This is a genomic window from Corynebacterium sp. 401_CJEI (assembly GCF_001076435.1).
Classification (GTDB): domain Bacteria; phylum Actinomycetota; class Actinomycetes; order Mycobacteriales; family Mycobacteriaceae; genus Corynebacterium; species Corynebacterium jeikeium_D.
In genome coordinates, this window is sequence record NZ_JVIP01000041.1 from 46,542 (window position 1) to 65,540 (window position 18,999).

Genomic DNA, 18,999 nt, shown 5'->3' on the forward strand with positions numbered 1-18,999 from the left:
CATGACATCCCAGTGTAGGAAAATATTGAACAGCGTAGGAAAACTGAGATACGCGCTGAGGAATCGCGAGCTGCGGAGGATGAGCTGTTGGCCAGTCAGCTTCAGTGAACAATAATTACGGTAATCAGGCTGTATTTTGAAACGAGTTCAGCAGCCCCTTAGTCCACCTGAACAGTGATTCGCAAGAGTGAGCCTCTCGAGCGTCGCTTGGCACCTGGTTTCAGTTTCCGAAATGCTGTAATCCAACTTTAATATTCGCCTTATTTTCCTGGAGTTTTTCCATATTTTCCAGCGATTGGTCAACAACATGCACGGAACCTGCCCCAAATGAGGCACCTCGAAATTACCCCCTCTTTGAGGTGGCCGCGAAAACATATCGCCACGTCCTGCGCATGCCTCTGAAATCAATTGGCGTAGTTACGCTTTCATGGCTTTAGACTCTTCAGCATGAGTGAGTTCGATTCGACCGATTTCCAACGGAGCGCCCAGTCCACCCGCGAGCGCATCATCGCGGCTGCAGCTCGGCACTTCGCGCGCAAGCCTTTGCGAAGCGTGCCGCTGAAGGAAATTGCCAGCGATGCGGGCGTTAGCGCGCCGCTCATCATCAAGTACTTCGGCTCCAAAGAAGGTCTCATGGCCGAACTGATTGACTTCAGCCAGTTCAAAGGCACACTCAGCCGAGCTCCCTTCAATGAACTTGGCCAGCGGATGGCCAGCGCTATTTTGACTGGTCAAGGAATGGCCGGACAGTCCATGATTCCGCTGATTGTCGGATCCCTCGACTCCGAGGAAACCGCAAAAGTCATTGCCGAGCGGTTCAATGAAGCTGTTGCAGATGACTTGATTCGCCGCGTCGAAGAGGACGGACCGGAAGACGTTAGCCACGACGCTGCTGTGCACCGCAGCCAGATGGCTATTTCCCTCTGCGTCGGATACCTAGTTCTTTCTGATACTGGTCTGATTGATGAGGCCAACGCGCCGAGGATTTCGGTTGAGGCCCTGGGCAGCTGCCTGCAGCAAATCATCGAGCACGGCTAAGAACTGAGCACGGCCAAGGAAGCAGCTCCACTGCCCACTGCCTACTGCCACCACCCACTGCCACCGACTACTCCTGCGTAACTCACTGAATCAGCAGCGCCACCCCAGGCGCTGCTTTTTGTTTTGTGTCCTTAATCGCACCCCGAAGCCACTAATACACACACGGAAATACGCTTCTTCTCAGGTGGAAGACATACAATGGCCTGCGATGTCTACTGAAAATACGAGCGCTCCTGGCGCAGAGTCGACCACGCTGCCGACCACGAGCCCCTACTCTGAAATCCCGAAGCCGACCCCGCTGGGTGTCATCGCCAACGCAGTTCGCGGTGGCCTCATTGGTCTCGCCGAGACGATTCCGGGGGTCTCCGGCGGCACGCTTGCGCTGATCACGGGCATCTACGGACGCCTGATTGAATCGGCCAAGCGCATCACCGATCTGCCGCGGGCAATGTCGAAGGGCACCTTCAAGGAGGACCTACGCAGGATCGACTGGTGGCTGCTCATTCCGGTGGCTATCGGCATGGTTGCCATGGTCTTCTCCATGGCAGGCGTCATGGAGAACTTCGTCACCAACCAACCAGTCGCTTCCCGAGCACTGTTCATGGGCATGATCGCCGCCTCGATCACCATGCCGCTGAACGAGCTACCGCCAGGCGCTCTGCGTCAGCCGGGCATGCGCGGCAAGGCCATCGCCGTCTTCCTGTTCTTCAGCATCGCCCTGTTCGCGCTTACTTCCCTGCCACAGGCCGCACCGACGCAGCCGCCTCTCTGGCTCGTACTCATCGCCGCCTCGATTGCCGTGTGCGCACTGGTTCTGCCGGGCGTTTCGGGCTCTTTCTTCCTACTGGTCATCGGACTCTACGCACCGACCATGGGCGCAATTCACGACCGTGACTTCGCCTACATCGGCACGTTCTTCGTCGGCGCGCTGATCGGCATCGTCCTGTTCATCCGCCTCCTCGAATGGCTGCTGAGTACGCACCAGGCGCTCACGTTGGTCGCCATGTCCGGCCTCATGCTCGGTTCACTGCGCGCTCTCTGGCCGTGGCAGACCGAAAACAACGAGCTCCAGGGCATCGGCTCCGACTGGGGACTCGCCCTCGGACTGTTCATTCTCGGCGCCGCAATCGTCAGCGTCGTCGCTTATGCGCAGCGCCGTTTTTCTAATTCGGGGTCGATGGACTAAACTAGTCAAAGTCGCTTCGATAGAGCATTTTCGCTTATCGACGGCTTTGCGCCCCTGTAGCCCAATTGGCAGAGGCAACGGATTCAAAACCCGTCCAGTGTGAGTTCGAGTCTCACCGGGGGCACGATTTTAAAACCCGCCTTCACCTGACTTTTAGCCTGGTGGGGGCGGGTTTTTGGTTGGGTTAGTATTCACTATCTTTCACTCTTTTTCACGCACTTTCACGTACTTTCACGGGTATTTTGCACCAAAAATGAGCCAAAAAAGAGCCACGTATTGCCTGCTGAATCCTGCGTTAACTCCTGGGTGAATCTGTTTTTGGGCATAAGAAAACCCCGCCACTACCGATTGAGTGAACGGGGCAGTGCCATGGCGGGGACTCGCACCCCGCGAATGTGGCTACTCCATGGCTTTTGAGTCCGTTGATTTCAACAGGCGAGCATACGCTCTGAAAACTTCTTCATCGCCATCGACGTACTCGGACATCCCACTCAACAAAGCTTGCCGCTGCTCTTCTATGATGGAGACTCGAAACTCAGCGATGTCTTCTGCAAGATAGGTGGCTGCGACTGCGTAGCGGCGCAGTGCCGCGGTTACTTCTGATTTGCCGCCGCGGTCGCCGATGCGGGCGCGGTTGATAAACGGCACGAATTGTACCGCGCCGAAGTTGTGCTGCAGACACTCGCTCAACTGCCCGGTCACGCATTAAAAACTGCCGAGACGGTTTCCGCTTCACCAACAGCCGTTCAGTGTGCAGCAAATGCATTCTGGTGAAGCGGAAGCCGTCCTTCTGCAGCATGCATCCAACTGGACTCTGGCCAATTGGCGTCATCAACAAACGAAGCCCGCTGCTACAGGTTATCCACCGCGTACTGAGCTTCCTCCGGAGTAAACTGCTCGCCGTATTCCGACGTCAGCTGCTCGTAAACCGCATCCGGGGACATCGCCATCGAATCCTGGTAGATTCTCGCCTTTTCCAGTGCGTTCTTATTCCAGTCCGCATCGAGATTGTCCATTGCATACTGGGCTGCCTCCGGTGAGAACTTCTCGCCGTACTCCGAGGTCAGCTGATCATAAATACCGGCCTTCGACATGTGCATGCGATTCGCGTAAATCTCTGCCTTGCGGAGAGCATTCTTGTATTCGGTCGGGACCTTCTCATCCTGCTTTTGCTGCTCCCCCGTCTGACCTTGCTGCTCATCTACACCTGCCTCGGAAGACTCAGCGAAATCGGCATTCTCAACAGTCCCAGAATCAGCCGCAACGGCAGTCTCCGAACCAAAGAGAGATGCAGCTTCAGAATCGGAACCCGACTCAGTGTCACCGCCACCAGTCAAGCTGGCCGCCACAGCGAGGACCACGACAGCGCCCGCGGCAATACCACCCCATTTGAAGCAGCCACCCTTCTTCTTTTCTTTCGGAGCCGGAGGCATCTGCCCCGCTGCCGACGGACCCTGCGGGTAGGGCTGCTGGCCGAGCGGATCCTGCGGGCTGTGCTGGTAGGACTGCTGCCCCAGCGAATCCTGCGGATTCTGGGAGCCGTACGGATTCTGGGAGCCATACGGGTTCTGTGGACTCTGCGGGTTCTGGGGGAAAGTGGAATCGGACATCGTAAGAAGCCTCCTGCGTAGAAGTTGCAATAAACGAACAGCTCTCTGTCGTCAGTTGGAACTATCCCAGGAACTCCGGATTCAACTTTCCGCACTACACAAATATTTTCGATTCGCGAACCATAAGGCACCACTGAAGGTAAGAAAAAACCAGGCCTCTACCCCATAGAACAGGGCTTGGAACTGGTTAATCTCTTTAAAAACTAACCTTCAACCCCGGCCAGCGCTTACTCAATATCGGCAAATAATATCGCCAACATTTTCCAAACCAATAGAAGGCCAAAAGCGGCCAAGGCATGGAGCCCCTCCAACGACAGCCGCCCATATGGAACCCGACAGCACATAGACACCCCACCGAAGGCACTTCCTAACAAAGATGCTTCCGAGCAAGCTCGATGCACACCTTCATCACAAACGACGCAGCTGAGTAGCCCTTAACACAAACGATGCCATGGCAGGACTCGTCGAACTCGGCAAAAGCCGGGGTTCCGGCATCACGCCCGCGGCCGCCAGCCCCACGACACTTCCCAAATCCCCGCTCCCCCAACCGCAAAGATTTTATTTTCCACCCCACTGTCCATATAATGAGATACCAATCCCGCATAGCAAGACTGGTTTAGTTTTTACGCACACCACTACGTATCACCTGCCAAGCTTTGCTCCCGGCTTTACGCACTGCCCACCAGCAGCTCACGCCGCGGTCGAGTTTTCTCAAAGTACAAAGTACTCAGTACTCAACACGTTTTGGACTGTCATCATGCCTGCTGCGAATTCCCCCTCTAGCTCCTCCGCCCACACTGCGAACGCGAACTCCGCTAAGACGCCACTTCACGCAGTACCGGAGGACACCGCCCCCACAGATCCGTCGACCATCACCGATGCGGAAATCTTTGAGGCACACCGAGGCGGCAAGCTCCGCTCCCACTCCACCATGAAGCTCGAGACAATTCGCGACCTCTCCATCGGCTACACCCCAGGTGTCGCTCGCGTCTGTGAGGCCATCCACGAAGATCCGGCTCTGGCCCGCACCTACACCTGGACCGGCCAGAACGTCGCAGTGGTTTCCGACGGCACCGCCGTGCTTGGCCTTGGCGACATCGGGCCCAAGGCCGCGCTACCGGTGATGGAAGGAAAAGCCCAGCTCTTCGAGCAGTTCGCCGGCATCTCCGCTGTGCCAATCGTCCTGGATACCCTCAATACAGAGGAAATCATCCAGACGGTCAAGGCGCTGGCGCCGTCGTTTGGCGGAGTGAACCTCGAAGACATCTCCGCGCCTCGCTGCTTCGAGATCGAGCAGCGTCTCGACCAAGAGCTCGACATCCCCATCTTCCACGACGACCAGCACGGCACCGCCATCGTCATCGCCGCCGGCCTGATCAACGCCTGCAAGCTGACAGGTCGCAGCTTCCAGGATCTCCGCGTGGTCATCTCCGGCGCTGGTGCCGCTGGTGTCGCTGCGACGAAGATGCTGCTGTCCGCTGGCGTGTCCGACATCGTCGTCGTCGATTCGCGCGGCATCATCCACCCGGACCGCGAGCCACTGAGCGACATCAAGCAGTGGGGCGCCGGCATGACTAACCCACGCGGTATCACCGGCTCGATCAACGATGCGCTTGTCGACGCTAACGTGTTCATCGGCGTCTCTGCCGGCCGTATCGGCGAGGATGCGATTAGCCAAATGGCCGCTGACCCGATTCTGTTCTCGCTGGCCAACCCGATTCCGGAGATTCCGATGGAAGTCGCCCGCAAGTACGGAGCCGTCGTGGCCACTGGCCGCTCGGATCATCCGAACCAGATTAATAATGTGCTGGCCTTCCCGGGTCTGTTCCGTGGCGCACTGGAGGCGGGTGCCAAACGGATCACCGAGGCCATGAAGCTGGCTGCTACTCAGGCCATTGCAAATGTTGGCGTAGAAGACCTGAGTGCCGACCGCATTATCCCGTCGGCGCTGGATTCGCGCGTCATGCCGGCCGTGGCGAAGGCTGTCCGCGATGCTGCGCTGAGCGACCCGGCCTCCGGCGCGGTCGGCCCGCTCGACGTCACTGGCAATGGCTTTGCTGCAGCTGAAGCGAACTAGAAAACCGGCGCTGACTATCCAACCCGCGCTGACTATCCCTCGGGAGGTCTGAAAAGTGTGCGCTTTTCCTGCACCAGCCTAAGACGCAGCTGAATAGGGGTACCGAATTTAAGGTATTCCTGTGCCTAGGTAACATATTCAGATATGAAAAGACCCATCGCATTGGCGGCTGCCACGCTGACTGCGACCTTGTTCTTAGGGCTTACAGGCTGTGTCACCAATGACGAAAGCGGTAACCCGGAGGGCTGGTCAGAGATCAAACCGGCAGCGGTCCCCGAACTGGCGAAACAGGTCCCAGCAGATCTTCGTAAGCGCGAAGTATTGCGCATCGGCACCAACCCAACATTCGCCCCGGCAGAGTTTAAGGATTCCGCCGGTTCCATCATCGGTTTCGACATTGACCTTATGCGGGCCATGGCCAGCGTCCTGGATTTGCGGCTGGAAATCCAAGAACAGGATTTCGCACTGATTCTTCCGGCCCTGTCGGCCGGCGCAGTTGATGTTGGCGCCTCCGGCTTCACCTCAAATGAGGAGCGCCGCAAGACCTACGACTTCGTCGACTACCTGGATACCGGCCTGCAGTGGGCACGTCGCCCGGGCAGCGACGCCAGCTCCGACAACTACTGTGGCAAAACTGTCGCTGTTCAGCGCAATACCGTCGCTGACATGGAGGACCTGCCGGTAAAGAATCAGGATTGTCTGGATCGCGGTTTGCCACCAATTAACAAATTGGCCTACCAGGATGCTGGTACCGCAGCTACCACCGTGGTGCTGGGGCGTGCTGACGCGCTGGCAGCTGACTCACCAGTCAGTGCCTACGCGGTCAATCGTTCTGAGGGCAAACTCGAACTTGCCGGAGATATCTACGATGGTGCCCCGTTCGGCTTCGCTATTCCGAAGGATTCAGAACTCGGCCCAGTACTCCAGCAGGCGCTGCAGTACCTCATCGACAACGGCCAGTACAAGCAAATCCTGACCACATGGGGTTTGGAAGACGGTGCTTTGGAACGCGCCACTATTAACGGAGAGGAACTTTAAGTGAGCGACTCATCTGCGTCTGGCGCCCGCTACGAGGCCACACAGGCGGAACTCAACGAAGAAATTAAGGCCAAACCGCTGCCGCACCCGGGTCGCTGGATCACCGCAGCAGTGCTGCTTGTGCTCTTCCTGTGGTTCATCATCGGTGCCGCCCGCAACGAGGCCTACCACTGGGATGTTTACTTCCAGTACCTGTTCGACACACGAATCGCCGCTGCCGCTGGCTGGACCATTGCACTAACGGTCCTGGCCATGCTCATCGGTATCGTCGGCGGTGCCATCGTCGCCGTACTCCGAATGTCGGACAACCCCGTGCTGTCCACTGTTGCTTGGTTCTACCTGTGGGTTTTCCGAGGAACTCCGGTCTACGTGCAGCTGGTCTTTTGGGGCCTCCTCGGCACTATCTACTCGACGATTGACCTGGGCGTTGCCGAGGTTGATCTCAGCACTGTCCTGTCCAATACCTTTGTGTTAGCGTTCGTCGGTCTCGGCTTGAATGAGTCCGCATACATGGCTGAAATTGTCCGTGCCGGCATCCAGGCTGTCCCGGAGGGCCAGACCGAAGCATCGAAGGCACTGGGTATGAGCTGGTGGCAGACTGTCCGCCGCACCATCTTGCCACAGGCTATGCGCATCATCATCCCGCCGACGGGCAACGAGTTCATCTCCCTGCTGAAGACCACTTCGCTGGTCATCGCAGTGCCGTTCTCGCTGGAACTCTACGGCCGCTCCACGGACATCGCCAATGCGCTGTTCCTGCCGGTGCCGATGCTGCTTGTCGCCGCCACCTGGTACTTGGTCATCACATCAATTCTGATGGTCGGACAGTTCTACCTTGAGCGCTACTTCGCCCGCGGCGCTACCCGTCAGCTCACCGCCCGCCAGCTGGCCGCGCTTGCCGACGCCGAAGGTGTGCCGCTTGCAAATGCTCGCGTTGTCGATAAGGACGAAGAGCACTTCTACCGAGAGGATCCGCAGTAAATGACTACCAAAGATTTGATGGTTGAGGCGCAAAAGGTTCGGAAGAACTTCGGCCGTCTCGAGGTCCTCAAGGGCATCGACCTGGAAGTTCCACGCGGTACGGTTACCTGCCTCATTGGGCCTTCGGGCTCCGGTAAGTCCACACTGCTGCGCTGCATCAACCACCTGGAGAAGGTCAATGCCGGCCGTCTCTACGTCGACGGTTCCCTGATTGGCTACCGCGAAAAGAACGGCAGCCTCTACGAAATTTCCGCCGCAGAAGCTGCCCGTCAGCGTCGCGATATCGGCATGGTGTTCCAGAACTTCAACCTGTTCCCGCACCGCACGGTGCTGGGAAATATCACCGAGGCACCAGTGCTGGTAAAGGGCGTCTCTCAGGAGCAGGCTGAAAAGCGTGCCATGGAGCTGCTGGAGACTGTTGGTCTGGCTCACAAGGCCGATGCCTACCCTGTTCAGCTCTCGGGCGGTCAGCAGCAGCGTGTTGCCATTGCTCGAGCCCTGGCCATGGAGCCGAAGCTAATGCTCTTCGATGAGCCGACTTCCGCTCTTGACCCCGAGCTCGTCGGTGAGGTTCTCAACGTCATGCGTGGTCTGGCCGATAAGGGCATGACCATGGTCGTCGTGACGCACGAGATGGGCTTTGCCCGCGAAGTCGCCGACCAGGTCGTGTTTATGGCTGACGGCGTGGTCGTGGAGAAAGGCACCCCGGATGAGGTGCTGGGTAATCCGCAGCACGAGCGCACCCGCAACTTCCTGTCTTCGCTGTTGAAGTAACAGCAAGCCTAAGCGCCAAAAGTTGCGGAGATTCCGCGAAACATAGTGACTGCCGCGCCGGTAGTCGCCAGAATGACCGCGAGCTTTCGGGCTTGCACAATGGGCACTCGTCGGGAAACGCGAGTGCCCAAAAATATACCCACAATCATGGCAACCAAACACAGCGGCCAGAGGATAACCGGTGTGGTGGCGAAGACAGATACGTCACCGCTGATTTCCTTGAACAGCAAGGACAACGCGCCGGAAACAAAGAAGAGCGGTTGCAGGGTGGCTGCAAATGTCTGCGCTGGCCAACGGGAAGCCTGTGCGTAAACGGTAATGGCTGGGCCCGCAATGCCGGCCAGGGTATTCATAAAACCGCCGGCCACGCCTGAGGCAACGGCGTATTGTGGGCCGTCGACACGCATGCGCTGAGGCATAACGGATGTCACTAGCAGCGCGAGTAGCACGAGCCCGCCGACCAGCACCTGGAGTGGACCGCTGGGCGTGTTGTGAACCACCCAAGCGCCGGGGAGCGCGCCGAGAGCCATCACCGGGCCAATCAGCCAGAACTTCTTCCAATCGACGTTTTCTCGCACCGAGATGGTCTGCATGATCGCATTGACCGATGCGAGCACGTTAATAATCAAAATTCCTGCTACGGGACCTGCAACCAGTGAGAGGACCGGACCTCCCAACAGTCCGAGCCCCATACCGGCTATTCGCTGCATCAGGGCCCCGACAAAAATCGTTGCCACGATAAAGACAAAAGCCCACACTGATAACTCCATGGGAGGGAGTTTACAGCGTGGGCTTTTCGGCTATTCGACGGGCGGGGTCGCCGAGGATCCGTCGTAAAGCGGAAACGTTAGCAGACTAGATGACGCCCTGAGCCAGCATTGCGTTAGCGACCTTCTTGAAGCCTGCGATGTTGGCACCGAGCACGTAGTTACCCTCGTGATCGTACTCAGCGGCGGTGGTTTCGCAGTTCTTGAAGATGTTGGTCATGATGCGCTTCAGGCGCTCATCGGTGTAGGAGAAGGACCAGGAATCGCGGGTAGCGTTCTGCTGCATCTCCAGAGCGGAGGTTGCAACACCGCCAGCGTTGGCAGCCTTGCCCGGCGCAAAGTGGACACCGTTGGCCTTGAAGACCTCGATAGCCTCCGGGGTGGACGGCATGTTTGCGCCCTCAGCAACGAAGCGGCAGCCGTTGTCGACCAGCAGCTTGGCGGACTCGCCATTGAGCTCATTCTGAGTTGCACACGGCAGTGCGACATCAGCCTTGAGCTCCCAGATGTTGCCACCCTCGTGGAACTCAGCGCCCTCAGCCTCAGCGACGTACTCGGAGACGCGAGCACGACGAACTTCCTTGATTTCCTTCAGCAGCTCGACGTCGACACCGTTCGGGGTGGAGACGTAACCGGAAGAGTCAGAGAAACCGACGACGGTAGCGCCGAGCTCCTGAGCCTTCTTAATGGCGTAGATGGCGACGTTACCGGAACCGGAAACGATGACCTTGGCACCGTTGATGTCAGCACCGTTGGCCTTCATCATCTCTTCAGTGAAGTAGACACAGCCGTAACCGGTGGCCTCGGTACGAACCAGGGAACCGCCCCAGGTCAGGCCCTTACCGGTGAGAACGCCGGACTCGTGCTGGTTGGCCATACGGCGGTACTGACCGAACAGGTAGCCAATCTCGCGGCCGCCGACGCCGATGTCACCGGCCGGGACGTCACGGTACTCACCGATGTGGCGGTGCAGCTCAGTCATGAACGACTGGCAGAAGCGCATGATTTCTAGCTCGGACTTGCCCTTCGGATCAAAGTCGGAGCCACCCTTGCCGCCACCGATCGGCAGGCCGGTCAGGGAGTTCTTGAAGATCTGCTCGAAGCCCAGGAACTTAATGATGCCGAGGTTCACGCTCGGGTGGAAGCGCAGACCACCCTTGTACGGGCCCAGCACAGAGTTGAATTGAACACGGAAGCCACGGTTGACCTGGACCTTACCCTGGTCGTCGACCCACGGCACGCGGAAAATGATCTGACGCTCCGGCTCACACAAACGCTGAACCAAGCCGTAGTCACCGTAGTGTGGGTCCTTTTCCAGGACGACCTTCAGCGACTCCAGAACTTCTGCCACTGCCTGGTGGAACTCCGGCTCACCGGCGTTTCGGGTGAGAATCTGGTCATAGAGTCCCGAAACCTTCTGCTCGATATTCAAAATAAACCTCTCTGCGAAACCATTATGGCGCCCACGAAGAACAAACCGTCAGCGGTTGTAAACCACTTTCCGGTTGCCGTAACTCGGTGGCACAGGTTGTGTGCACAAGGACTGGGCAACTGTAGATATTGAAGCGGACATAATTATACAACGGCATATTGCTGGGAAAACTCGTAGCGATTCGCGCTACACCCGTTGGCCAAGCCAATCACTGACTCTGTGGAGGCTTACACTTTTCACGAATTAGGTAGGAAATTACCTAAATACGGCAACATTCCAGGGATACGTCGCAACAGATTCGAGCATTTCGTCGAACTCACGCAGCACTGGGTCCGGGGGCAATTCTGCACGCGGAGTCAGTAGCTCAGAGAGGTCCATAGCGAGTTCATTGAGAGAACCACCGTGCTGATCGAAGCTCAAGAGATAACGGAATACCTTCCTATCCCCCAACGGCTCCTTCGGGTTCTCACGCTCCCACTGCTCCACCAACTGCGCGTCCGTGTCCGCCGACGCCACCGAAACATCCACGTCACTAACTCGCCCGGCGCGGTCAAACTCACTCAACTTGGTACGAAATGCCTCGGCCAGCGCCTCCGATTCGGTCGGCTTCACCAGGCAGTGAAAAACAATCTTCGACATAACTTCACAGGCTAAGCCACGCGAGACGGCCAGACAATAGCTAACCGTCGTCAAGCCCTTGTCCCCCTACGTTGGCGCGCCGACCGCCAGCAAAGACGTAGTGTTGGACTTATGCAGGCTTTCAGCAATCCCCTCATCACGCTTGCCGACGGCACGGTGAAGCAAGTTAATCCTTTTTCCGGTACCCAGGTGTGGACAGTCCCAGGTCGTGGAAATCGGCCGTTGGGAATTAAGCACACGGATCCGCAGCCATTGAGCGAGGAGGATTTTGGATCCCGCGACTCCTTTGGCTGGAACAACCTGCTGCAAACCCCGCCGGAGAAGGCCCGTGTTGTCCTCGACGAATCGGTATTCGGCGGCTACAGCACGGTGACCGGAGTACTGCCCGACCAGCTCTTCGACACCACTGCGGAGTTCCGCCGCGTGCCCAACCTGTTCGAGATCGTCTCCTATGACTATTGGTCGGAAAACTACGGCTTCGAGCCCGACCGCGAAACTCAGCAACGCATGGAGGCCTACCTCGATGACCCGAAGGGCCGCGAGCACGTGCTCAACATCATTCGCACGCGCTACCGCGCCGCTGGACGCAGTGAAGAGGAAATCAGCGCGCTTTCCGACGAGGAATTGCTGCGCCGCGCCCCAAGCTATTTCGCCGGCGGCCACGATGTGATTGTTGCCCGTCGCCACTTTGTCGACGCCGCTACCCACGATAACCAGCTGGCTTCTTCTGGCACATTGAGCGTTGCCGAGCACCGCGCACTCATTGCGTTTACCGTCGAGTCGATTGCTGACCTGTACCGACGGAACCGCTACGTGCGTTATGTGGCCGCTTTCCAAAACTGGCTGAAACCGGCAGGCGCAAGCTTCGATCACTTGCACAAGCAGCTTGTGGCCATCGATGAGCACGGCGAGCAGCTCAAGCGCGAAGTGCAGGCGGTGCGCAAGAACCCGAATATCTACAACGAATACGCAGTGGACTATGCGGCCCGCCACAACCTGGTTATTGCGGAAAACGAGCACGCGGTGGCTTTCGCAGGATTCGGACACCGCTACCCGACGCTGGAGATCTTCTCGAAGTCGGATGTCTGCGAACCGTGGCTGCAAACCCGGGCTGAGATAGACGCAATGTCGGACCTGATTCACGCATGTCATGCCGCTGCCGGGCCCACCATTCCGTGTAACGAGGAATGGCACCACCGCCCTGTCGATTTGGATGCCCGCATGCCGTGGCGCGTAATGATTAAGTGGCGCACCTCAAATTTGGCCGGTTTTGAAGGTGGCACCAAGATTTATCTGAACACCATCTCCCCATGGGATCTGCGCGACCGCGTTGTCCCGGAGATGTACCGTTTACGGGAGACCGGAAAGATTTCGGACAGCATTCACATTGCGACCGAGTGCCAGTGCCAGCCAAACTCGCTGAAGTACAACCCGCTCGTCGAAGACGGGTCGCGACTGTAGTTCTCTGGCACAGAGTAGAGAGAAGTTAGGAGTCTTAATCCAGGTGAGCAACAATGAAGCACGACTGAGCCGCATTCGCGACCTCATCGCCACTCATCGAGTGCCATTGGACAGGCAGTGGGAAATCTACCGTTACCTGCACCAGCACCCGGAGCTATCTCAGGCGGAGGAGAAAACTGCCGCGTATCTGGCCGGTGCTCTTCGCGACATGGGCACTTACACGGTGTATGAGGGAATCGGTGGTCACGGCCTCGTTGGTGTCATGGAAAATGGCCCCGGCCCTACCGTGCTGTTCCGCGCTGATATCGATGCGCTTCCGGTGTTCGAGGAAACCGGTGTGGACTTCGCTTCCTCTGCCACCGGTACCGCCCGCGATGGTTCTGCCACCGCCGTCATGCACGCCTGTGGCCATGACATGCACATGACGGCCGGTCTTGGTCTGGCTAGCCTGATGGCAGCAACTAAGTCTGAGTGGTCGGGTACTTTCATTGCCCTGTTCCAGCCCGCCGAGGAACTGGCCTGTGGTGCACAGGCTATGATTGACGACGGCCTGGCAGACCTCATCCCCACCCCAGATGTGTGCTTCGGCCAGCACATTGTTCCCGGCCCCGCAGGTCAGGTAATGACCATGCCCGGCCCGGCACTTGCTGGCTGTGACACCATTAGCATCACGCTGACAGGTCGCTCCGCACATGGATCTATGCCGCACAACGCCATTGACCCGACGTACTTGGCTGCCGCAATCGTTCTGCGCTTGCAAGGAATTGTGGGGCGCGAGATTCCTCCCCACGAGTTTGGTGTTTTGTCCGTCGGCACGCTGCAGTCCGGCAATTCGAATAACACAATCCCCGGTCAGGCCAAGATTGTGCTGAATATTCGCTACTACTCCAACGATGTGCGCGCGAAGCTCATTGCGGGCATTGAGCGCGTTGTTCGTGGCGAGTGCCTGGCTTCCGGCACTGAGGTTGAGCCTGTGATTGAGTACTCCGATCACGGCGAAGTCACTGACAATGATCCGGAGGCGTTTGCCACGATTCGCCCGGTCATGGACGCTGTGCTCGGCGACGATTCCACCGATGCTGTGCCGTGGACCGCATCGGAGGACTTCTCAGACCTGCCGCGTGGACTGAACTGCCCATATGTCTACTGGACCGTTGGCGCCACACCTCGGGATACGTGGGAAGCCGCCGTTGCTGCCGACCGCGTGGTCGAAGACGTACCGTCGAATCACATGCCGACATTCCTGCCGGACTTCGAGCCGACGGCTACCTCCGCGACTTCTGCCGCCGCTGCCGCCGTACTGTCCTACTTGGCAAAGTAAGAGCTGCGTGCCGGCCGCTTGCCACCGCGCACAGCGCAAAGATCCCACCAAACAGCCCGACAGCCCAGGTCGAAAGGCTCCAAGCAAAAAGCCGGTAAGCCCCAAAAGGGCTTACCGGCTTTTCCTAACGCGCCAGAGAGCTAGCGAGCGTCCTCGCCAATAACGTGGACGTGAATCATGTTGGTATTGCCCTCATTTCCTGGAGGGGTACCAGCAACAACGACCAGCGTGTCGCCAGCGTTGTAGTTTTCCATGGTCAAGAGCTGCTCATCGATGACCTGCATGATCTCATCCGTGCTGTTAACCTCGCGCACCAAGAAGGTCTCCGCACCCCACGTCAGCGCAAGCTGCGAACGAACCTGCTGATTCGGAGTGAATACCAGCAGCGGCAGGCGAGAGTGCAAGCGTGCCACACGGCGAGCGGTATCACCCGAGGTGGTGAAAGCAACCATAGCGCGGGCATTCAAGCGCTCACCGATATCGCGAGCTGCGTAGGAAATCACACCACGCTTCGTGCGAGGCATGTGGGTCAGCGCAGGAACTTCCCCCTCGCGCTCAGCGGCGGTGACGATGCGAGCCATGGTCTTAACCGTGGACTGCGGGTACTTACCAACCGAGGTCTCACCCGAGAGCATCACGGCATCTGCGCCATCGAGCACAGCGTTGGCCACGTCGGAGGCCTCCGCACGAGTCGGGCGCGAGTTCGAAATCATGGAGTCGAGCATCTGGGTGGCGACGATGACCGGCTTGGCGTTCTCGCGGGCAATCTGAATAGCGCGCTTCTGAACCAGCGGAACATCTTCCAACGGCACCTCAACACCAAGGTCACCACGGGCGACCATCACGGCATCGAAAGCCAGGATGATGGCCTCGAGAGACTCGACTGCCTCTGGCTTCTCCAGCTTGGCGATAATCGGGACACGACGGCCAACCTCATCCATGACCGCATGGACCAGTTCGACGTCGGAAGGCGAACGGACGAAGGACAGCGCGATGAAGTCGACTCCCAGCTTCAGAGCGAAGCGCAGGTCGGCGATATCCTTCTCTGACAGAGCCGGCACCGAGATGTTCATCCCCGGCAGGGAAACACCCTTGTTGTTCGAGACCGGACCGCCCTCGATGACACGGCACACCACATCGTTGCCATCTACCTCGATGCACTCCAGGCCCACCTTGCCATCGTCGACAAGCAGGCGATCGCCCGGACGGGCATCGTCAGCGAGATTCTTGTACGTGGTGGAGACGCGGTCGTGCGTGCCTTCGACATCGTCGACGGTGATGCGGACAATCTCGCCGTCAGCCCAATACGTCGAGCCTTCCTTAAAACGACCGAGGCGAATCTTTGGTCCCTGCAAGTCGGCGAGAATACCGACGGCATGTCCCGTAGCGTCGGATGCTTCACGCACCCAGTGGTAGTTCTGAGCGTGGTCCTCATGCTCACCGTGAGAGAAATTCAGGCGGGCAACATCCATGCCGGCGTTGACCAGCCCGGTAATCCCCTCCAGCGAAGCAACTGCTGGACCGAGGGTACATACAATCTTCGTTCGTCTAAGCACGGCCTCCAGCCTAGTCCCTTAACGGGCTATGCGTCAGTTGGAAGCACTGTGAGCTTCAGCAGCCTCGCGCTCTCCCCCGACTTCAGCTGCGGTTTCGCGGCTCTTGGACCGCAGAATCCACAAAGCAATGACAGCGCAGAAAAAGACCACGAGCGACGTGATGTTATTAATACGCACACCGAATATCAGCGTTGCGTCATCGACGCGCATGAGTTCAATGAAGAAACGCCCCAAAGTGTAGGCCGCGACATAGAGCGCAAAGACGCGTCCTCCGCCCATCTTGAACTTTCGGTCCGCCCACACAATGACCAGACAGGCGAGGACGTTCCACACCATCTCGTAGAGAAACGTTGGATGCACCACGGCCAGCACTTCGCCTGTCGACGTTCCGGTGACAGGGGCAACCCGGCCAAACTCATCAACTCGTTGGTAAATTTCCAGGCCCCACGGAAGTGACGTTGGGCCACCGTAGAGTTCCTGGTTGAACCAATTGCCCAGACGCCCAATGGCCTGTCCAAGGATGATCGCGGGTGCGGCCGCGTCAAGAACTGGCGCAAACGGCACCTTTCGCCACTTAGCGACCGCCCACGCGGCCAGCACCCCCAGCGCCACCGCTCCCCAGATGCCGAGGCCACCATTGGTGATTTTCAGTGCATCGGCGGGATTGGCGCCGAGGCCGAAGTACTTCTCCCAGTCAGTGGCGACGTGGTAGAGACGGCCGCCGATAATGCCCGCAGGAATAACCGCAATGGCAATGTCGAGGACCAACTCCGGGTCTCCACCCCTGGCCGCGTAGCGGCGCTGCATCCAATAAATGCCGACGAGTACGCCAACCAAGATGGAAATCGCGTAACCGCGCAGTGGTAGCGGTCCTAACTGCCACACCCCCTGCGGCGGAGAGGGAATGTTGGCCAGATACGTCGTTGCAGTTTCAGCGAGAACAAGGGTGGAACTCATAAATGCGCTAGCTCTCTCCTCGTACGCCCGCGGCGAGTTCACGGGCGAGCGTTACCAGGTCATCGGTGCTCTTCATCGCGGCCTTGATCAGTGCCGAGCCAACGATTACGCCATCCGCAAACTCGGCAATCTCCGCGGCCTGTGCCCCATTGGAGACACCCAAACCGACGCACACCGGTGTATCGGTGACCTCGCGCGTGCGGGCAACCAATTTGCCGGCGGCCGAGTCGACGCTAGCCTGGGCACCTGTGACACCCATGTGGCTGGTGGCGTAGACGAAGCCGGTCGACGCGGTGGCAGTTAGCTGCAGACGCTCGTTGGTCGATGACGGGGCCACCAACATGATGTTGGACAGACCATTGGCCTCAGCTGCACGCTGCCATTGGCCGGCCTCCTCGGGGATAAGATCCGGGATGATGGTGCCACGACCACCAGCGGCGGCCAAGTCCTTGGCGAAACGCTCCGGACCATACTGGAGAATCGGATTCCAGTAGCTCATGACCACACAGGTACCGCCGTGCTCGGTGACTTCGCGAACCACCCGCATAATCTCACGGGTACGGAAGCCCGCATCCAGAGCCACGTTGGCGGCATCCTGAATGGTTGGGCCATCCATCATCGGGTCGGAGAAAGGCAGGCCGACCTCGATGATGTCGGCGCCAGCGTCGACAATCGCCTTGATGTTCTCAATCGACTTATCGGTGGTCGGGAAACCCGCTGGGTAGTAGCCGATGAATGCTGCGCGGTTTTCCTCACGGACCTTGTCAAAGACGTCACTCAGACTCATTTAGGACTCCTCCATCAGATCAAACCACTTAGCAGCGGTGTCGACATCCTTGTCACCGCGACCGGAAACATTGACAATAATCAGCGGCTTACGGCCCAGCTCTTCATTCAGTTCACCGCTGATGAGTCGGGCGGCAGCCACCGCGTGTGCGGACTCGATAGCGGGCAGGATGCCCTCCATCCGAGTCAGGTCCTGGAATGCCTGCATCGCCTGGGTATCGGTCACCGGCAGGTAGGACGCGCGATCAATATCAGCCAGGTAAGAGTGCTCCGGGCCCACGCCCGGGTAATCCAGACCCGCGGAAATCGAATGAGACTCTGTAATCTGGCCGTCCTCGTTCTGCATCAGGGCGGCGAAGGAGCCCTGGAACACCCCCGGATTACCGGCGGCCGAAATCGGTGCTGCATGGCGACCGGTCTCAACACCGTCACCGCCAGCTTCAGCGCCAATCAGTCGAACCGATTCATCATCGATGAAGTGGTGGAACGCGCCGATCGCATTAGAACCGCCGCCGACACACGCCACGACAGCGTCGGGAAGCGAGCCGGTCTCCGCGAGGATCTGCTGGCGTGCCTCGGCGCTGATGATGCGCTGGAAGTCGCGCACCATTGTTGGGAACGGGTGCGGGCCGGCTGCAGTGCCGAAGCAGTAGTAGGTGTCATCGGCGTGTGAAACCCAAAAACGCATGGCCTCATTGATCGCGTCCTTGAGAGTCTTCGAACCAATCTCGACCTCGATAACCTCGGCACCAAGCAGGCGCATGCGGGCGATATTGAGGCGCTGGCGGATTGCGTCGACCTTGCCCATGTAGATACGGCAGTTAAGGCCGAGCAGCGCACAGGCAGTCGCGGTTGCGACACCGTGCTGGCCGGCACCGGTCTCGGCAATGATGTTCTTCTTGCCCATGCGCTTAGCAAGCAGAACCTGCCCCAAGACGTTATTAATCTTGTGGCTACCGGTGTGATTCAAATCCTCGCGCTTGAGCCAGACGTCAGCGCCGATATCAGCGGAGAACTTCTCCGCGTAGTACAGCGGCGAGGGACGTCCGACATAAGTACGCTGAAGCCGGTCGAGCTCATCGAGAAAATCCTGATCAACGCGGGCCTTCGCGTAGCCATCGGTGACCTCACCGATAACGGCCATCAGCGCCTCCGGCACAAACTGGCCGCCCCACTTACCCCAGTGCCCAATGGCATCTGATTCGTGGTTCGTTGTCTCCGCGATAACCTCACCCATCGTGGGCAGGCGGTCACCGCGGGCATCATGATTCTTGAAATCTTGGTCACTCACAGTTATCTATTGTGGACTATCCCCACCGGTTGCGGGGACATAAGGCCTAAGAAACTGTGGTGTGCCAGCACAACAGGTGTGACAC

The 18,999-nt window shown here is 58.4% G+C and carries 17 protein-coding genes and 1 tRNA gene; 9 read left to right on the forward strand and 9 right to left on the reverse strand.

The genetic code is table 11. From position 1 onward, the window contains the following. The first annotated feature begins 447 nt into the window (after positions 1–447). From ADM64_RS09065 to ADM64_RS09075, 3 genes are all read left to right on the forward strand, one after another. The gene (locus ADM64_RS09065; protein WP_049193961.1) at positions 448–1,038 is read left to right on the forward strand and encodes a TetR/AcrR family transcriptional regulator; all 591 of its coding nucleotides are present in this window, start codon (positions 448–450) and stop codon (positions 1,036–1,038) included. 208 nt (positions 1,039–1,246) lie between these two features. Then, the gene (locus ADM64_RS09070; protein WP_049193963.1) at positions 1,247–2,224 is read left to right on the forward strand and encodes a DUF368 domain-containing protein; all 978 of its coding nucleotides are present in this window, start codon (positions 1,247–1,249) and stop codon (positions 2,222–2,224) included. A gap of 50 nt (positions 2,225–2,274) precedes the next feature. Further along, positions 2,275–2,348 (forward strand) — tRNA-Leu (locus ADM64_RS09075). 275 nt (positions 2,349–2,623) lie between these two features. On the opposite strand, the gene ADM64_RS09080 is transcribed toward ADM64_RS09075, so the two are convergent. Both ADM64_RS09080 and ADM64_RS09085 read right to left on the reverse strand, forming a co-directional pair. Then, entirely contained in the window at positions 2,624–2,926 is a 303-nt protein-coding gene (locus tag ADM64_RS09080) for a hypothetical protein (protein WP_053087298.1), read from the reverse strand. Positions 2,927–3,075: 149 nt separating this feature from the next. Then, positions 3,076–3,834, reverse strand: coding sequence for an Ltp family lipoprotein (locus ADM64_RS09085; protein ID WP_080969583.1), 759 nt, complete (start codon positions 3,832–3,834; stop codon positions 3,076–3,078). 757 nt (positions 3,835–4,591) lie between these two features. Here ADM64_RS09085 and ADM64_RS09090 point away from each other — a divergent pair. From ADM64_RS09090 to ehuA, 4 genes are all read left to right on the forward strand, one after another. After that, positions 4,592–5,911: an NAD(P)-dependent malic enzyme gene (locus tag ADM64_RS09090; RefSeq protein ID WP_049193964.1), complete on the forward strand. Its 1,320-nt coding sequence runs from the start codon at positions 4,592–4,594 to the stop codon at positions 5,909–5,911. A 144-nt stretch (positions 5,912–6,055) separates the two neighbouring features. After that, on the forward strand, positions 6,056–6,949 hold the full coding sequence (locus ADM64_RS09095; protein WP_016422930.1) for an ABC transporter substrate-binding protein: 894 nt from the start codon (positions 6,056–6,058) through the stop codon (positions 6,947–6,949). 63 nt (positions 6,950–7,012) lie between these two features. After that, positions 7,013–7,930, forward strand: a complete 918-nt coding sequence (locus tag ADM64_RS09100) for an amino acid ABC transporter permease (protein WP_369707174.1) — start codon at positions 7,013–7,015, stop codon at positions 7,928–7,930. Then, complete coding sequence (ehuA, locus tag ADM64_RS09105; RefSeq protein ID WP_016422932.1) at positions 7,931–8,704, forward strand: ectoine/hydroxyectoine ABC transporter ATP-binding protein EhuA; 774 nt, start codon at positions 7,931–7,933, stop codon at positions 8,702–8,704. It abuts the gene before it with no gap. 8 nt (positions 8,705–8,712) lie between these two features. Here the strand turns inward: ehuA and ADM64_RS09110 are convergent, their stop codons facing one another. The 3 genes from ADM64_RS09110 to ADM64_RS09120 form a co-directional block, all read right to left on the reverse strand. Further along, complete coding sequence (locus tag ADM64_RS09110; RefSeq protein ID WP_049170334.1) at positions 8,713–9,474, reverse strand: sulfite exporter TauE/SafE family protein; 762 nt, start codon at positions 9,472–9,474, stop codon at positions 8,713–8,715. A gap of 85 nt (positions 9,475–9,559) precedes the next feature. After that, positions 9,560–10,903: an NADP-specific glutamate dehydrogenase gene (gene gdhA, locus ADM64_RS09115; protein WP_016422934.1), complete on the reverse strand. Its 1,344-nt coding sequence runs from the start codon at positions 10,901–10,903 to the stop codon at positions 9,560–9,562. Positions 10,904–11,158: 255 nt separating this feature from the next. After that, entirely contained in the window at positions 11,159–11,542 is a 384-nt protein-coding gene (locus ADM64_RS09120) for a hypothetical protein (RefSeq protein WP_049193965.1), read from the reverse strand. 111 nt (positions 11,543–11,653) lie between these two features. Between ADM64_RS09120 and ADM64_RS09125 the strand changes: the two genes are divergently transcribed. Both ADM64_RS09125 and ADM64_RS09130 read left to right on the forward strand, forming a co-directional pair. Next, positions 11,654–13,003: a DUF4921 family protein gene (locus ADM64_RS09125; RefSeq protein ID WP_049193966.1), complete on the forward strand. Its 1,350-nt coding sequence runs from the start codon at positions 11,654–11,656 to the stop codon at positions 13,001–13,003. Positions 13,004–13,046: 43 nt separating this feature from the next. Next, positions 13,047–14,324, forward strand: coding sequence for an amidohydrolase (locus ADM64_RS09130; protein WP_049193967.1), 1,278 nt, complete (start codon positions 13,047–13,049; stop codon positions 14,322–14,324). Between the two features lie 140 nt (positions 14,325–14,464). Here ADM64_RS09130 and pyk read toward each other — a convergent pair whose 3' ends face one another. From pyk to trpB, 4 genes are read right to left on the reverse strand one after another with little or no spacing between them, the layout of a single operon-like run. Further along, positions 14,465–15,880: a pyruvate kinase gene (pyk, locus tag ADM64_RS09135; protein WP_016422938.1), complete on the reverse strand. Its 1,416-nt coding sequence runs from the start codon at positions 15,878–15,880 to the stop codon at positions 14,465–14,467. Between the two features lie 33 nt (positions 15,881–15,913). Next, the gene (gene lgt / locus ADM64_RS09140; RefSeq protein ID WP_016422939.1) at positions 15,914–16,837 is read right to left on the reverse strand and encodes a prolipoprotein diacylglyceryl transferase; all 924 of its coding nucleotides are present in this window, start codon (positions 16,835–16,837) and stop codon (positions 15,914–15,916) included. Positions 16,838–16,844: 7 nt separating this feature from the next. Continuing rightward, positions 16,845–17,624, reverse strand: coding sequence for a tryptophan synthase subunit alpha (gene trpA, locus ADM64_RS09145; protein ID WP_049193968.1), 780 nt, complete (start codon positions 17,622–17,624; stop codon positions 16,845–16,847). Continuing rightward, positions 17,625–18,914, reverse strand: a complete 1,290-nt coding sequence (gene trpB / locus ADM64_RS09150) for a tryptophan synthase subunit beta (RefSeq protein WP_080985634.1) — start codon at positions 18,912–18,914, stop codon at positions 17,625–17,627. Positions 18,915–18,999: the final 85 nt, after the last annotated feature.

Excerpts from the sequence above, each read along its gene's own strand:
- ADM64_RS09065 (WP_049193961.1), top strand. The coding sequence starts at position 448 with ATGAGTGAGTTCGATTCGACCGATTTCCAACGGAGCGCCCAGTCCACC.
- ADM64_RS09070 (WP_049193963.1), top strand. The coding sequence starts at position 1,247 with ATGTCTACTGAAAATACGAGCGCTCCTGGCGCAGAGTCGACCACGCTG.
- ADM64_RS09085 (WP_080969583.1), bottom strand. The coding sequence starts at position 3,834 with ATGTCCGATTCCACTTTCCCCCAGAACCCGCAGAGTCCACAGAACCCG.
- ADM64_RS09090 (WP_049193964.1), top strand. The coding sequence starts at position 4,592 with ATGCCTGCTGCGAATTCCCCCTCTAGCTCCTCCGCCCACACTGCGAAC.
- ADM64_RS09095 (WP_016422930.1), top strand. The coding sequence starts at position 6,056 with ATGAAAAGACCCATCGCATTGGCGGCTGCCACGCTGACTGCGACCTTG.
- ehuA (WP_016422932.1), top strand. The coding sequence starts at position 7,931 with ATGACTACCAAAGATTTGATGGTTGAGGCGCAAAAGGTTCGGAAGAAC.
- ADM64_RS09110 (WP_049170334.1), bottom strand. The coding sequence starts at position 9,474 with ATGGAGTTATCAGTGTGGGCTTTTGTCTTTATCGTGGCAACGATTTTT.
- ADM64_RS09120 (WP_049193965.1), bottom strand. The coding sequence starts at position 11,542 with ATGTCGAAGATTGTTTTTCACTGCCTGGTGAAGCCGACCGAATCGGAG.
- ADM64_RS09125 (WP_049193966.1), top strand. The coding sequence starts at position 11,654 with ATGCAGGCTTTCAGCAATCCCCTCATCACGCTTGCCGACGGCACGGTG.
- lgt (WP_016422939.1), bottom strand. The coding sequence starts at position 16,837 with ATGAGTTCCACCCTTGTTCTCGCTGAAACTGCAACGACGTATCTGGCC.
- trpA (WP_049193968.1), bottom strand. The coding sequence starts at position 17,624 with ATGAGTCTGAGTGACGTCTTTGACAAGGTCCGTGAGGAAAACCGCGCA.